Source organism: Hydrogenimonas cancrithermarum, assembly GCF_030296055.1.
Classification (GTDB): domain Bacteria; phylum Campylobacterota; class Campylobacteria; order Campylobacterales; family Hydrogenimonadaceae; genus Hydrogenimonas; species Hydrogenimonas cancrithermarum.
Genome location: NZ_AP027370.1, coordinates 333275 through 347253 on the forward strand (window position 1 = coordinate 333275; position 13979 = coordinate 347253).

Genomic DNA, 13979 nt, shown 5'->3' on the forward strand with positions numbered 1-13979 from the left:
AACTATCATCTTTAGTCGAAAACGATCATGAATGCCTCGCCTTTTCCAGCAATTCGATCACCTCTTCATCGCTCGTCTGGTCGAACCGTTCGTAGTGTGCACCGACAGCCCAGAAAGGCTCTGGTGTCTGCAGAACGACAACACGGTCCGCCAGGCGCTCCATCTCCGGAAGCGTATCCGACGGTGCCACGGGAACGGCTACGACGATGGAAGCCGGGTTTTGCTCTCTTATCGCCGCCAGCGCGGCTTTCATCGTATACCCCGTTGCGATGCCGTCGTCGATCAGTATGACGGTTTTTCCGGCAAGATTTTCAAGCGGATTCTGAGAACCCCGATAACGCTGCTGCCTTCGATGCAGCTCTTCACGCTCTTTCGCGACGACTTCGTCCAGATACGACTTTCCGATACCGAGCCGGTAGACCGCATCTTCGTTCAAAACGACACGCTCCGGTTCTCCCTCGACCAATGCCCCTATCGCGAACTCCTCATTGAACGGCGCGCCAAGTTTCCGTACGATGATGACATCGAGCGGCGCATGGAGCCGTTTTGCCACTTCATACGCCACCGGCACGCCACCGCGGGGAAGTGCCAGAACGATCGGGTTTTCAAACGGCCCTATCGTTTCGAGTGCATCGGCCAGCTTTTGTCCGGCCTCTATTCTGTCTTTAAACATACTATTCCTTTCAATGAATAATCTTCACTTAAGATATAGCATATTTTAAGAAAAATTTCAACTATTTGGAGAGCGGTTTGCACGGTCATGGTTCGGACGCGCGAGCCCATTTTTGAATGCGCTTGGCGCCGAAAGTAGTTCAGTGGTCTTACGCACCATACAGTGCGCAGAGTCGATTATCTGTTCAAGAGCTCTTTGGCGATCTGGTTGATCACTTTGCCTTCGGCACGGCTTCCGATTTTCGCTTTCGCGGCACTCATCACTTTTCCCATATCTTTCATCCCTTCCGCACCCGTTTCGGCAATGATCTCTTTTAGAATCTCACGGACTTCATCCTCGCTCATCGGTTCAGGGAGGTAGCTTCGCAGAATCTCCAGCTCCTTTTCATTCTGTTCGACGAGATCTTCGCGTCCACCCTCCCGAAACTGTTCTATCGCATCGTTGCGCTGCTTGATCTGCTTGACGATAATCGCTTCGATATCGGCATCGGTCAACTCTTTGCGTTCATCCACTTCGATCTGTTTGATCGCACTCATCACAAAACGGATGACACCCCGTTTGAAGCTGTCTTTCTCTTTCATCGCCGTTTTGAGATCGGCCTGCAGTCTCTCTTTCAGTTGACTCATGGAGCTATCCTTTTGGTTGGAACAGTTTTTGCTATGACTGTTGGTAAATTGGTCCTGAATTATACCAAAAACGAGGAAGTAGAATGCGAAAAGTGGAGAGTTTGGCGATATTGTCGCTTTTAATGCTCTATAACGGATGCAGTACCCACCAAACAGACGCAAAAATCGACTTTCAACCGCCGAAATATGTAGAACAGACACCCCCTTTGGAGCCCAGAAGCGCACTATACAACCCGGGAAGTCTCTTCGGAAGAGGAGACAGCCCCGTCTTCTCCGATAAAAAAGCGATGAATGTCAACGATATCGTCACTGTCGTCATAAACGAAAACATACTCTCCTCTTCCAGCGGTACAAAAAAACTTTCAAAAACGACAGGAGACAAACTCGGCGGAGGCGTTGTGACAGCCGGTGGAGGCGGTTTGCTCGCAAATGTGGCGAACCAGGCGAACAAGCTGACGAATATCGGGATGCAAATCGACTCTTCGACAAGCTTCAACGGAACGGGAACACATCAACGTACCGAAAAATTCACAACAACCGTATCGGCCCGAATCATCAAAATTTTGGATAACGGCAACTACTTCATCGACGGAAGACGGGAGATGCTGCTCGACGGCCAAAAACAGATACTTCACATAAGCGGTGTCATACGTCCGAACGACATCACCCAAACCAACCAGATCGACTCGAAATATATTGCAGATGCGAAGATTCTCTACGAAACGCAGGGCGATATCAAAGAGTCGACGGAGAGAAACTGGGGAACCAAGGCGGTTGAATCGATCTGGCCTTTCTAATGTAGTTTTTGTGCGGCCATGGAAGCCATCAGCGCCTTCTGCCCATTCGGTTTGCGGATATACGACTCTTTGTATTCGATGATATAGAGGGAGCAGAAAACATGCAGAAGTTCGTTCTTCTCCAGCAAAAAAAAGGGATTCCCCGGCGCTCCCTCGTTGGCATCGTCCTGGACAAACGTCTCAAAAAGCAGTAATCCCCCCGGTTTCAGATGTGTCAGCATCAGAGGGTAGAGGTTTCGGTTGAGATAGTTGAAACAGAGAATCGCATCGTATCTCTTTTTCAGACCGCATGCCTCTTCCAAATCCATTTCGATGGCACTGACTCCCGGAATTTTTTCCAAAGCCTCCAGTGCCAGATCACTCCATTCGATCGCGTCCACATGACAGCCCTGCGCGGCAAGGGGTTTTGCATGCCGCCCCATCCCGGCAGCGATATCCAAAACCTCTCCTCTGCCGATCCGCTCCAGATACGCGAGCAAAAGAGGGCTCGGTTTTTGTGCAGGAGGAGCACTTTTGTATTTATCGTTCCACTTTATCTTGTCTTCGATCATCATCCATCCTTCTGTACGATCGCCATCGCTCCACAAACTCTTCCCTCGCTCACGATTCCTACCGTACTGATGCGAAGGGTTATATCTTCCCCTGCCAATGGATCGAAAAGACGCCCCACCTTTATGAGTTTTTCACTCTTCAAACCATCCTGAAAAAGTGAGACGATCCATCTATCCAACAGAGTGAGATCACGGCTGCCGCCAAGTTTGAGCTCGATACCGAGCAGCCTCTCCGCCATGGCATTGCAGTGCTGAAGCTGCAAATCTTCGTCATAGAGGAGAATGCCGTAGGGGACTTCATTCATCAAGACCCGTAACGCTTCTTCCTTGACCTGCATCTGTTCAAGCATCTGAGAGGTCAGGTGTGCCAAACCTTTACGAAGAAGTGTCTCCTCTTCAAGAATCGGCAGTTGGCACGGCATGCATCGCTCAGTCATTCCATCTTCGAACTTCTCACTCTCTTTTTCCCCAAAAGCGACGACGACCATAGCCTGGTTCAGCAGCCTGTAGCGGCTCTCTTTGCCGATGATCTCCCCATATCCGCAAACACCTATCACTTCCGCCTCTTTGCAGAAATGCTCGATCTGCCGGCGCAACAGGTTGCCCGTCACTCTTCGGCGGGCCGAATCCGCAAAAACCTGAATCGTTTCGATCTTCGAATCCGATGGAAATTCTGGCAAGCAACAGGAGGAGAGCGCCAACTGATCGGAATCGAGATATCCAAAACGGCACAAAGAACCCTCCGGCACGTCACCCGTATAGCGTATCGAGCCATCTTCGTACAAAGCGGTGGCCTGTCTCGCCGAGTATTCCGATCCCTCTTCGACGACCAGTGAAATATCGGTGCCCGAGCGGGGAAGCCGGCGCACGAACTCTTCTCCGAGGTAGTTTCGATAAAGTGTTGCTGCGGGGATTCCCTCGATCCTCTCGACCACATTTCCCGAAGCCTTTGTCACCCTCATTTTCGGCCCCACCATCTCCAACTCTTCGAAAAGCTCTATCGCCACTTCCAGCTCCTTTCCGCTAAAAGCGACAGCGACGGCACCGCTTCTCAATATCCGATCGTCGTGCAGCACGAAAGTTTCGAAAAACTTTCCGTTGTCGGCAGCGATCAGGCCGCAAAAGGGAAGATCGCGAGATTCGCGAGAGAAGCCTCGTGAAAGTGTGTCGGCATTGAACTTCAACCCATCCGTATAGAGCAGAAGAAATTTCGTATCGCGCCTCGCCACTTTTTTCGCCAAAAGTTCACCTGCCTGGCATGCGGTCTCCTCCGATATGTTTTCTATGGCGAAAGAGGTGATTTTGCTCTTTTGGAACGTGGTGATCGTAATGAGTGTCTTATAGGTCGAAACCGCTTCGTTTTTTATCTCTCCATCGGTGGTGACACCCACCACAACGGCTTTTGGAAAAAAGATTTTTATCTCCCGCAACACTTTCTCCAGCATCGTTTCAGATATTTGGCCGCTGAAGAGCTGAATAAAGAGAGATTTGGCACTGTTTATCTCATCTGTCGGTAAAAGGTGAAAGGTCAAAGCCGATTCGTAATAGATGGAGTATGTTTGCATAAGACCCTTTTAATATCCGAACCCGCTGGACGGGTAGAATGTGTATCAAATTACCTTATAATCGGTATTTAAAGCAATTTGGTTTAGTATAACAGACCAAAGTGGAGGAAAATGTGACGCTGAAGATACAAAACGAAACAATCGAACTCGAAAAGGTGAGTCAACTCTATCCAGCTGCCATCATCAGATATGCCGACGGAACCGTCACACCGATCTCTCTGGAGTGGTTCGACGAAATGGCGAACAGCGATGTCGATCTACTGCACTATGCCATCTGTGTCCATTATAAGGACAAAGAGAAAAAACCTTCGATATTTCCCTACGAAACCCGGGAAAAACTGGAAGAGGGGATCGGAGAAATCGCCAGGCAGGTCAATCCGGCCTGACCATCACGACAATCTGTTTTTGAAATCCTCATAGCCGAACGTCCGAACGATCTTCAATTCGTCCTCTTTCGTCCAAATCGCGATGGATGGATGCTGCACGCCGTTGAATGTCGTGCTTTTGACCATCGTGTAGTGGATCTGGTCTTCGAAGATGACCTTGTCGCCGATTTTGAGCAGTTCGTCGAAGCTGTAGTCGCCCATGATATCACCGGCCAGGCAGGTGTTGCCGCCCAAACGGTAGGTGTAGGGCTTTTCTCCCGCCTCGCCTGCGCCGCGCACTTCGGCCCGATAGGGCATCGCCAGCGTGTCAGGCATGTGTGCTTCGGCCGAAACGTCAAGGATGGCGATATCCATACCGTTGTGGACAATATCGAGCACCGAAGCGACCAGCGGCCCCGTCTGCCACCCGACAGCTTCGCCGGGTTCCAAATAAACCGTTACATCGTTATGGCGTGTTTTGAAACCGCGAATCACTTCGATGAGGCGGTCGACGTCGTAATCTTTACGGGTGATGTGATGGCCGCCGCCAAAGTTGATCCATTTCATCTTGGGGATATAGTCGCCGAATCTCTCTTCGAACACCGCCAATACCCCTTCGAGAGCATCGACATTCTGTTCGCAGAGCGCATGGAAATGCAGGCCGTCGAGATCCTCCAGAATCGCCGGGTCGAAGTTGGCAATCGTCGTTCCCAGGCGACTGTAGAGCCCACAGGGGTTGTAGAGGTCGACGGGGGCGGAGGAGAACTCCGGGTTGACGCGGATACCGCAGGAGATGTCGGGATTTGCCGCTTTGGCCTTTTTCAAAAACCTTCGCACCTGCTGCGGCGAGTTGAAGACGAGGTGGTCGCTGACTCTTGCAATCTCCTCGATCTCTTCTTCTTTGAAAGCAGGGGAGTAGGTGTGTACCTCTTTGTTCATCTCCTCACGTCCGAGTTTCGCTTCATGCAGGCCGCTGGCGCTGGTACCGCAGAGATATTTCCCGACCAGATCGAAGGTACTCCACATCGCAAAGCCTTTGAGAGCGAGCAATATCTTCGCACCGCTCTCTTTCTGAACACGGTCGAGGATCTTGAGATTTCTCTCAAGAAGCACCTCTTCACAAACGTAACAGGGAGTTGGAACTGTGCTGAAGTCGATCACTTTCCGGGATCCATCTCGATGACATGCCAAGGAAGGCCCTGCCTATTCAGTTCGTCCATGAAAGGGTCGGGATCCATCTGCTCCATATTGATCGTACCGGGTTTCATCCAAACACCTTCACACATCAGTTTCGCCCCGATCATCGCCGGTACGCCGGTCGTATAACTCACACACTGGGCGCAGACCTCTTTGTATGCCTCCTGGTGGTCGCAGATGTTGTAGATGTAAATTTTGCGTTTCTTGCCATCTTTGACCCCCTCGCAGACGACGCCGATGTTGGTTTTGCCTTTCGTACGGGGGCCGAGAGTGGCAGGATCGGGCAGCAACGCTTTGACGACATGCAATGGAATCACTTTGCAGCCGTCCACTTCGATAGGATCGATGCGGGTAAGACCGATATTGTCAAGAACTTTGAGGTGCATGAGGTAACTTTCGCCAAAGGTCATAAAGAAGCGAATGCGTTTAAGCCCCTTGATATTCCTGACCAGCGACTCTTCCTCTTCGTGATAGAGAAGATAACTCTCTTTTGGACCGATTTCGGGGTAGTCCCAGACCATCTTGATCTCCATCGGCTCCGTTTCGATCCACTGGCCATTCTCCCAGTAACGCCCCTTGGAGTTGACTTCGCGGATGTTGATCTCGGGGTTAAAGTTGGTGGCGAAGGGATAGCCGTGGTCGCCCGCGTTACAGTCGAGAATGTCGATGGTGTGGATTTCGTCGAAGTAGTGTTTCTGGGCGTAGGCGCAGAATACGTTGGTCACACCCGGATCGAACCCGCTGCCAAGAAGCGCCATCAGGCCATGGGCTTTGAAATCGGGATCTTTGGCCCACTGCTCCTTGTACTCGAACTTCGCCGTGTCGGGGTGCTCATAGTTGGCCGTGTCGAGGTAGTGGACATCCGTCAGCAGACAGGCATCCATAATGGTGAGGTCCTGGTAGGGGAGGGCGACATTGATGACGACATAGGGTTTTACCTCTTTTATAAGCTGCACGAGGGCTTCGACGTCGTCGGCGTCGACCTGCGCCACATCGATCTCCTTGCCCTCTTTCTCTCTGATCTCGTCGCGGATCTGCTCACACTTGCTCAATGTTCGGCTGGCAAGCGTTATATGCTCGAAGATATCGCTGTTTTTCGCACACTTGTGGGCCACCACGCGCCCGACGCCGCCGGCACCGATAATCAACACTCTGCTCATGAAAATCCTTTTGTGTGGAGGTAAAAATAGATTGACATCATTATAGCATTTAGACTACTATACACGATTGAAAATGGCGATAAAAAAGGGAAGAACGGGTGAAAAAAGCAGTCATATTAATGAATATGGGTGGGGCCTCCAATCAGGCTGAGATCGAAGTGTTTATGAAAAATATGTTCAACGACCGACGCATCATCGGAGCACCGCCCTTTGTCCGCAAAAATCTCGCCGACTACATCACTGCCACACGCTTGGGAGAGGTCAAAGAGAATTACGAGAAGATCGGCGGCGGATCGCCACTCCTTGCCATCACCGAACGCCTGAAAGAGAAGTTACAGGCCCGCATCGACGATGCGAAGGTAGAGATCATCATGCGGTATACACCTCCGTTCGCACAGGATATTCTGAGACGTCTTAAAGCAGAAGGAGTCGAAAAGCTCTACCTTATCCCGATGTACCCGCAGTTTTCGACCACCACGACAGCATCGTCGATCGAAGATATCCGTACTGCGGCGAAAAAGATCGGCTACCACCCTACGATGGTAAGTACACTTCACTATTACGATTTCGAACCCTACCTCGAGAGTGTGGAAGAGAAAATCATCGAAACACTCGGGGGCGAAGATCCGAAGTCGCTCAACCTCGTCTTTTCGGCCCATGGCCTGCCGGTACGTGTCATCAAACGTGGTGATCCGTATAAAAAGCAGGTGGAAGCCGAAGTGAAAAAACATGTGGAGAGGCTGCGCGAAAAGGGGATCGTCTTCAACCAGGTACATCTGGCCTATCAGTCGAAAGTGGGGCCGCTCAAATGGCTGACACCGTCACTCGAGAGAATGCTTGAAGAGATCAAGAACAAAAGGGTGCTGATCTATCCGATTTCGTTTACGATCGACAACTCCGAAACGCTGTTCGAACTCGATATCGAGTATAAAGAGGTGGCGGATAAACTGAAGTTTGAAACATACAAGGTGTGTCGCTGCCCGAATGACTCGGAAACGTTTGTCCGAGCGCTTGAGCTGCTATATCGTCGAATGGTATAGGAATCGGTGCAGCACGGTCTGGCTGCATGCAAACCTAACAGTGAGAAGAAGAGAGTGTTGGCGTAGCCGAATGGGCTCCATTCATTTGGTGGTTTGGTAGCGCTTGGGCACCTCAACCTGCGGAGAGTTCAAGATATTCGGTCGCAACCCGCTGCAGATAATCACAGAGTACGTGGCGTTTGTGTTCGAGTACGGGAATCTCTTTGATCTCATCCTCTTTTTCATGATAGAGTTCGATTCCCCGTTCTATCATTTCCGTGAGAAGTTCATCCGAGACCTCATCGGACGTCATATGCATATCATCGAGCAGACATTTCACGACACCCATACCTACGATTTTCGTATAAGGATGATTGCGTATCATCGTTCTGAGGCGCGGATATTTCGTGCCGATGATCTTGACGACTCTTGCATTGAGTTCATGCATCATTAACGTTTTCCTCCTTTCATTTCAATTCAATGGTATCTATTTTTCATTCTACCCGATTCCGGTTACGGTTCAATAACAAAGTAGAGAGTGGAAGTGCAGAAGAGTTTATATTTTATCTAAATTAAACTAATAGATCAAGCCCTGATTTTTTTGCTAAAATAGCATCATCATTTAACGCTTCAGGACCATAATGCCAAAAACAGCACGCTACGATACACTTTCAAACCTTCTCATTCTGCTTTTTCTTTTGACGGCCTACCGAATCTTCATGCTGACACAGGCCGCGTCGAGTATCGATCTTTACGCCGATGAAGCCTACTATTGGGGGTGGGCGCAGCATTTCGACTTCGGGTACTACTCCAAACCGCCGATGGTGGCATGGCTCATCATGCTCGCCACCTCCATCTGCGGTGACGGCTTCGTCTGTATCAAGATCGCATCGCCCATCGTCTACATCTTTACCACGCTAAACATCTACTTCCTCGCCAAAGAGCTTTTCGACGAGAAAGTGGCTTTTTACAGTGCCGTCGCTTTCATCACGCTGCCAGCGGTCTGGCTCTCGTCTCTCATCATCTCAACCGACGTGCCGTTTCTCTTCTTCTGGTCGTTGGGTATGCTCTTTTTCGTCAAAGCCCTCAAGAGCGACAGCTGGCGCGACTGGCTCGTCACCGCCTTGGCGGGAGGCGGAGGACTGCTCAGCAAATATACGATGATCATCTTCGTCGTTTCGGCCTTCGCATACCTCGTCACCTCGAAAACCCACCGGCACCATCTGAAAAATCCTAAACTTTATGTGACGATGGGATTGGCGGCACTCATCTATCTACCCAACCTCTACTGGAACTATACCCACGAGTTCGTCAGTTTCAAACATACCGAAGACAATGCCCACCTCGAAGGAGAACTTTTCCATCCCGGGCGGATGTTCGAGTTTCTCGGCGCACAGTTCGGCGTTTTCGGCCCCATACTTTTTGGGTGGCTCCTTGCCCTTCTGCCGCGCTACAAAACGCTGAAACAGAACGAAAGCTATACGCTGCTATGGTGGTTCGTCCTCCCGTTTTTCGCCCTGATTCTCACGATAAGCCTCCTTTCGCGTGCCCATGCCAACTGGTCGGCGCCGATGTATGTCGCTTCGACGCTCCTCGTCGTTTCGTGGCTGGTACTGCATGGCCGAAAGCGCTGGCTCGCCGCCGCTATCGGCATCAACGTGCTGTTGGGCGTGGTTTTTTACCACTACCACGACATCACCGAAACGCTGCAGATCGAACTGACACGAAAAACCGACCCTTACAAGCGGGTACGGGGCTGGAAAGAGCTCGGCAGAGAAGTCGAAGCCATACTGAAAGAGCATCCGGAGGCGAAACTTCTCTCCGACGACCGCAAAACGATGGCGGAGCTCATCTACTATATCCATCCGCATCCGTTCGATGCCGTCAAATGGAACCCGAAACATACGCTTCTGGACCATTATGAACTTACAACGTCGCTTCAAAAACAGCTGGGGGAAGAGTTCGTCTATGTCACGGACCGCGAAGAGATTTCAGACGTGAAAAAAGCGTTCGAAGAGGTCGAAAAGATCAAGACAATCGTGATTCCGCTCTATAAAGATTATAAAATGGTCTATCATGTATACTATCTGAAACATTTCAAAGGCTACTCACCAGCCGGCACATCAAAGTAGAGGGTATACAAACTATGAAATTGAGTATGGTAGGAACGGGCTACGTAGGCCTCGTCACGGGCACCTGCTTCGCCGAGATGGGCAACAGCGTCATCTGCGTCGATATCGATGAAAACAAAATCGAAAACCTCAAAAACGGAATCATCCCTATTTATGAACCGGGCCTCGAGGCGATGGTCAAAGAGAACCACGCCAAAGGCACACTCACGTTCACGACCGACATCAAAGAGGCGCTGGAGGCAACCGACGTCATATTCATCGCCGTCGGCACCCCGCAGGGCGAAGACGGCAGTGCCGATCTGCAGTATGTTTTGAAAGTGGCGGAAGAGATCGGAAAGCATATGACGCATGAGATGATCGTCGTCGACAAGTCGACCGTTCCCGTAGGAACCGCCGACAAGGTCAAAGAGACGATCCAAAAAGAGCTCGATAAACGAGGGGTCAACATCCCTTTTCATGTCATCAGCAACCCCGAGTTCCTGAAAGAGGGTTCGGCCATCGAAGATTTCATGAAACCGGACCGCGTCGTCATCGGGGCCGAGAGCGAGAAGGCGATGGAGGTGATGAAAGATCTCTACGCCCCCTTCACCCACAACCACGAACGTTTCATCGCGATGGATGTGCGCAGTGCCGAAATGACCAAATATACCGCCAACGCCATTCTCGCCACCAAGATCAGCTTCATGAACGAGATCGCCAACATCTGCGAGCGTGTGGGTGCGGACGTCAACAAGGTACGCATCGGGATCGGAAGCGACAGCCGCATCGGCTACAGCTTCATCTACCCCGGCTGCGGCTACGGCGGAAGCTGCTTCCCCAAAGATGTGCAGGCACTCAACAAGATCGCACAGGATGCGGGTTACGAACCCCGCATCATCCAGGCGGTCGAAGCGGTCAACAAAGACCAGAAAAAGGTCCTGGCCGACAAGGTGGTCAAACGATTCGGCGAAGACCTCACGGGCAAGAGATTCGCCATATGGGGGCTTAGTTTCAAACCCGAAACCGACGACATGCGCGAAGCGAGCTCCATCACGATCATCGACGAACTGACGAAACGGGGGGCGAAGATACGCGCCTACGACCCCAAAGCGATGGAGGAGGCGAAGCGCCACTACCTCAAAGACAACCCGAATGTCGAATACACCAAGAGCAAATACGACGCCCTCGACGGAGCCGACGCGATGCTGCTGGTGACGGAGTGGAAAGAGTTCAGAAGCCCCGATTTCGACGAGATGAAACAGCGTCTCGGGCAGCCGATCATCTTCGACGGGCGCAATCAGTACAATATGGAGAAGTTAAAGAAAAAAGGGTTCGAGTATCATCAGATCGGGGTGCCGGAAGTTTGAACCGTATAACCGCCGCCGATTTCGACAGAAACCTGGAACGTTACGGACATTTCGCGCTCGCCATCGTTGTCTATCTCAGCTTTTTTTTCAATCTCGGAAGCGTTCCCCTTTTCGATCTCGACGAAGGGGCTTTCAGCGAAGCGACACGGGAGATGCTGGCTTCGGGCAACTACATCACCACATATCTCGGCGGTGAACTCCGTTTCGACAAGCCTATCCTGATCTACTGGTTGCAAGCAGCCAGTGTCAAGCTTTTTGGACTGAACGAATTTGCCCTCCGCCTGCCGTCAGCCCTTGCCGCTACGGCCTGGACCCTGCTGCTCTACGCCTTTTCCAAGCATCTTTACGGGCGAAAAACCGCACTTCTCAGTGCCGTTTTCATGGCTTCGGCACTCCAAATCAGCGTCATCGCCAAAGCGGCCATCGCCGATTCCCTTTTGAATCTTTGGATCGCGGGAAGTATGTTCGCCATTTTCCTCTACATCCAGAATCGCGAAAAAAAGTGGCTATACCTCACCTTTGCGGCGATCGCTCTGGGTGTTCTGACCAAAGGTCCGGTCGCGGTCATGGTTCCGTTCGTCGTCACGTTTCTCTACTTCGCGATCAAGCGCGATCTGCTCTTTTGGGCCAAATCGGTTTTCAATCCGGTCGGTATCCTGATCTTTCTGCTGATCGCCGGGCCGTGGTACTGGCTGGAGTACCGGGAGCAGGGGATGAAATTTATCGAAGGTTTTTTCCTCAAACACAACCTGTCGCGTTTCGAAAACTCTTTCGAGGGGCACAGCGGCTCGCTTCTTTACTATATCCCGGTTCTTCTCGTCGGCACGATGCCCCATACCGGTATCCTGCTCGTCGCTTTTGCTCAAATCAAAACCTGGTTCAGGGATGAGCGCATCCTCTTTCTGACGCTCTGGTTTGGCTTTGTCTTCATCTTTTTCTCCTTTTCCGGAACGAAGCTTCCGCACTATGTCATCTACGGCTATACACCGCTATTCATCCTGATGGCGCTGGGGTTTGAAAAGGTTCGCTCGTCTCTTTGGATCGTCCTTCCGCTTGGAATTTTGATGACGGTTCTTCTCTTCTTGCCGGAGATTGCGCAGGCATTGTTGCCGACGATCAAAGATGAATTCGCCAAAGCTTTGATCCTCGAGGGAAAGGGGCTCTTCGGTTGGCGTTACAAGATGGAGATCGCCATACTTTTCATGGCGTTGCTGATCGTATGGAAGATGCGCTACGGAAACTTCACCAAGGCGGTTCTCACCTCCGCCATCTCGCTTCTTCTCGTGAACGGAACGATTCTTCCCACCTATGCCGCACTTGCCCAGCAGCCTGTCAAAGAGGCAGCGCAATTTGCCAAAAAACATCATCTTGATGTCGTGATGTGGGGCATCAATATGCCCAGTTTTATGGTATACTCCGAGAAAATCGTCCCCAGACGCGCCCCCAAAGCGGGTGAACTCGTATTGACGAAAGTAACGAAACTACAAGAGCTCGAGAGCTATCAGCCCATCTTTAAAAAGTACGGCATCGTCATCGTACGTGCCGGCAAACCAAAAAGAGATAAAGGAATTTGATGAAACTTTCGGTTGTCATTCCCGTGATGAACGAAGAGGATAACATTGCACCGCTTTTCGATGCGGTCAGAAAAGCCCTCATAGGCATCGACTACGAGCTGATTATGGTCGACGACGGCTCCACGGACCGCACGGTCGAACGGATGAAAGAGCTGGCCGACGAACGCACCAAAATCATCGTCTTCAACCGCAATTTCGGCCAGACAACGGCAATGGCAGCGGGCATCGAAGAGGCGCAGGGCGACCTCATCGCCACACTCGACGGCGATCTGCAGAATGACCCGGCCGATATACCTATGATGATCGCCAAACTTGAAACAGGAGGCTGGGATCTGGTCGCCGGACGCCGTGCCAAGCGTAAAGACGGTATGTTTCTACGCAAGATCCCCAGCAAGATCGCCAACGCCATCATCCGAAAAACAACCGGCGTCTACCTGCACGATTATGGTTGCACGCTCAAAGTCTTCAAACGCGATGTCGCAAAAAACCTCGGCCTCTATGGAGAGCTGCACCGTTTTATCCCGGTACTGGCCAAGATGTACGGTGCAAAGATCACCGAAGTCGATGTCCGCCACCATCCACGCATTCACGGGGAGAGCAAATACGGTATCGGCCGCACTTTCCGCGTCATCAGCGATCTGCTGCTGATGCTTTTCATGCAGAAGTACCGCACAAAACCGATGCATCTGTTCGGCACACTCGGTGTGCCGATGCTCAGCATCGGTCTTTTGATTGACGCCTATATGTTTGTTCTCAAACTTTTTGGCGAAAGCATCGGCCAGCGTCCTCTGCTGACACTCGGTGTTTTGCTCACACTCGGCGGTATCCAGCTCATCACGACCGGTTTTGTCGCGGAGCTGATCATGCGAACCTATTTCGAGTCGCAGAACAAAAAACCCTACACGATCAAAGAGATCTACGTCGGCAAAGCGAACACCGAGGACACCTCCTCTTCTTGAGAGGAGTCTCGCCCT

14 protein-coding genes are annotated in these 13979 nt (G+C 51.3%); 7 read left to right on the forward strand and 7 right to left on the reverse strand.

All coding sequences use genetic code 11. The annotated features are described in order from the left end of the window. Positions 1-25: 25 nt before the first annotated feature. Positions 26-673 carry a phosphoribosyltransferase gene (locus tag QUD54_RS01680; RefSeq protein WP_286337232.1) on the reverse strand — a complete coding sequence of 216 codons (648 nt, stop codon included), beginning with the start codon at positions 671-673 and terminating at the stop codon, positions 26-28. 176 nt (positions 674-849) lie between these two features. Continuing rightward, the gene (locus tag QUD54_RS01685; RefSeq protein WP_286337233.1) at positions 850-1299 is read right to left on the reverse strand and encodes a GatB/YqeY domain-containing protein; all 450 of its coding nucleotides are present in this window, start codon (positions 1297-1299) and stop codon (positions 850-852) included. Between the two features lie 92 nt (positions 1300-1391). Here QUD54_RS01685 and flgH point away from each other — a divergent pair, with 92 nt between their 5' ends. Then, complete coding sequence (gene flgH / locus QUD54_RS01690; protein ID WP_406600580.1) at positions 1392-2096, forward strand: flagellar basal body L-ring protein FlgH; 705 nt, start codon at positions 1392-1394, stop codon at positions 2094-2096. Here the strand turns inward: flgH and QUD54_RS01695 are convergent. Next, positions 2093-2650: a class I SAM-dependent methyltransferase gene (locus QUD54_RS01695; RefSeq protein WP_286337234.1), complete on the reverse strand. Its 558-nt coding sequence runs from the start codon at positions 2648-2650 to the stop codon at positions 2093-2095. The two genes, flgH and QUD54_RS01695, sit on opposite strands and share 4 nt — an antisense overlap. Continuing rightward, entirely contained in the window at positions 2647-4212 is a 1566-nt protein-coding gene (locus QUD54_RS01700; RefSeq protein WP_286337235.1) for an FIST N-terminal domain-containing protein, read from the reverse strand. Before QUD54_RS01700 ends, QUD54_RS01695 begins: the two co-directional genes overlap by 4 nt. A gap of 101 nt (positions 4213-4313) precedes the next feature. On the opposite strand from QUD54_RS01700, the gene QUD54_RS01705 reads away from it, so the two are divergent. Continuing rightward, entirely contained in the window at positions 4314-4598 is a 285-nt protein-coding gene (locus tag QUD54_RS01705; protein WP_286337236.1) for a hypothetical protein, read from the forward strand. Positions 4599-4601: 3 nt separating this feature from the next. On the opposite strand, the gene nspC is transcribed toward QUD54_RS01705, so the two are convergent. Together nspC and QUD54_RS01715 are read right to left on the reverse strand one after the other, a co-directional pair. Then, positions 4602-5738, reverse strand: a complete 1137-nt coding sequence (nspC, locus tag QUD54_RS01710) for a carboxynorspermidine decarboxylase (protein ID WP_286337237.1) — start codon at positions 5736-5738, stop codon at positions 4602-4604. Then, a complete protein-coding gene (locus tag QUD54_RS01715) occupies positions 5735-6934 on the reverse strand; it encodes a saccharopine dehydrogenase family protein (protein ID WP_286337238.1) in 1200 nt (399 codons plus the stop codon). Before QUD54_RS01715 ends, nspC begins: the two co-directional genes overlap by 4 nt. A gap of 98 nt (positions 6935-7032) precedes the next feature. Here QUD54_RS01715 and hemH point away from each other — a divergent pair, with 98 nt between their 5' ends. After that, positions 7033-7974 (forward strand): ferrochelatase, encoded by a 942-nt coding sequence (gene hemH / locus QUD54_RS01720; protein WP_286337239.1) that lies wholly within the window; start codon positions 7033-7035, stop codon positions 7972-7974. Between the two features lie 112 nt (positions 7975-8086). On the opposite strand, the gene QUD54_RS01725 is transcribed toward hemH, so the two are convergent. Beyond that, positions 8087-8404, reverse strand: a complete 318-nt coding sequence (locus tag QUD54_RS01725; RefSeq protein ID WP_286337240.1) for a hypothetical protein — start codon at positions 8402-8404, stop codon at positions 8087-8089. 190 nt (positions 8405-8594) lie between these two features. Here QUD54_RS01725 and QUD54_RS01730 point away from each other — a divergent pair, with 190 nt between their 5' ends. The 4 genes from QUD54_RS01730 to QUD54_RS01745 are packed head-to-tail and all read left to right on the forward strand — an operon-like array spanning position 8595 to position 13964. Next, entirely contained in the window at positions 8595-10085 is a 1491-nt protein-coding gene (locus QUD54_RS01730) for an ArnT family glycosyltransferase (protein ID WP_286337241.1), read from the forward strand. A 14-nt stretch (positions 10086-10099) separates the two neighbouring features. After that, positions 10100-11431: a UDP-glucose dehydrogenase family protein gene (locus QUD54_RS01735; protein ID WP_286337242.1), complete on the forward strand. Its 1332-nt coding sequence runs from the start codon at positions 10100-10102 to the stop codon at positions 11429-11431. Continuing rightward, the gene (locus tag QUD54_RS01740) at positions 11428-13005 is read left to right on the forward strand and encodes an ArnT family glycosyltransferase (RefSeq protein WP_286337243.1); all 1578 of its coding nucleotides are present in this window, start codon (positions 11428-11430) and stop codon (positions 13003-13005) included. The genes QUD54_RS01735 and QUD54_RS01740 overlap by 4 nt, the downstream gene beginning before the upstream one ends. Next, positions 13005-13964, forward strand: a complete 960-nt coding sequence (locus QUD54_RS01745) for a glycosyltransferase family 2 protein (protein WP_286337244.1) — start codon at positions 13005-13007, stop codon at positions 13962-13964. Before QUD54_RS01740 ends, QUD54_RS01745 begins: the two co-directional genes overlap by 1 nt. Positions 13965-13979: the final 15 nt, after the last annotated feature.

Bases quoted from the DNA above. Each gene is read 5' to 3' on its own strand.
- QUD54_RS01680 (WP_286337232.1), bottom strand. From the start codon at position 673: ATGTTTAAAGACAGAATAGAGGCCGGACAAAAGCTGGCCGATGCACTC.
- QUD54_RS01685 (WP_286337233.1), bottom strand. From the start codon at position 1,299: ATGAGTCAACTGAAAGAGAGACTGCAGGCCGATCTCAAAACGGCGATG.
- QUD54_RS01695 (WP_286337234.1), bottom strand. From the start codon at position 2,650: ATGATGATCGAAGACAAGATAAAGTGGAACGATAAATACAAAAGTGCT.
- QUD54_RS01700 (WP_286337235.1), bottom strand. From the start codon at position 4,212: ATGCAAACATACTCCATCTATTACGAATCGGCTTTGACCTTTCACCTT.
- QUD54_RS01715 (WP_286337238.1), bottom strand. From the start codon at position 6,934: ATGAGCAGAGTGTTGATTATCGGTGCCGGCGGCGTCGGGCGCGTGGTG.
- QUD54_RS01725 (WP_286337240.1), bottom strand. From the start codon at position 8,404: ATGATGCATGAACTCAATGCAAGAGTCGTCAAGATCATCGGCACGAAA.
- QUD54_RS01730 (WP_286337241.1), top strand. From the start codon at position 8,595: ATGCCAAAAACAGCACGCTACGATACACTTTCAAACCTTCTCATTCTG.
- QUD54_RS01735 (WP_286337242.1), top strand. From the start codon at position 10,100: ATGAAATTGAGTATGGTAGGAACGGGCTACGTAGGCCTCGTCACGGGC.
- QUD54_RS01745 (WP_286337244.1), top strand. From the start codon at position 13,005: ATGAAACTTTCGGTTGTCATTCCCGTGATGAACGAAGAGGATAACATT.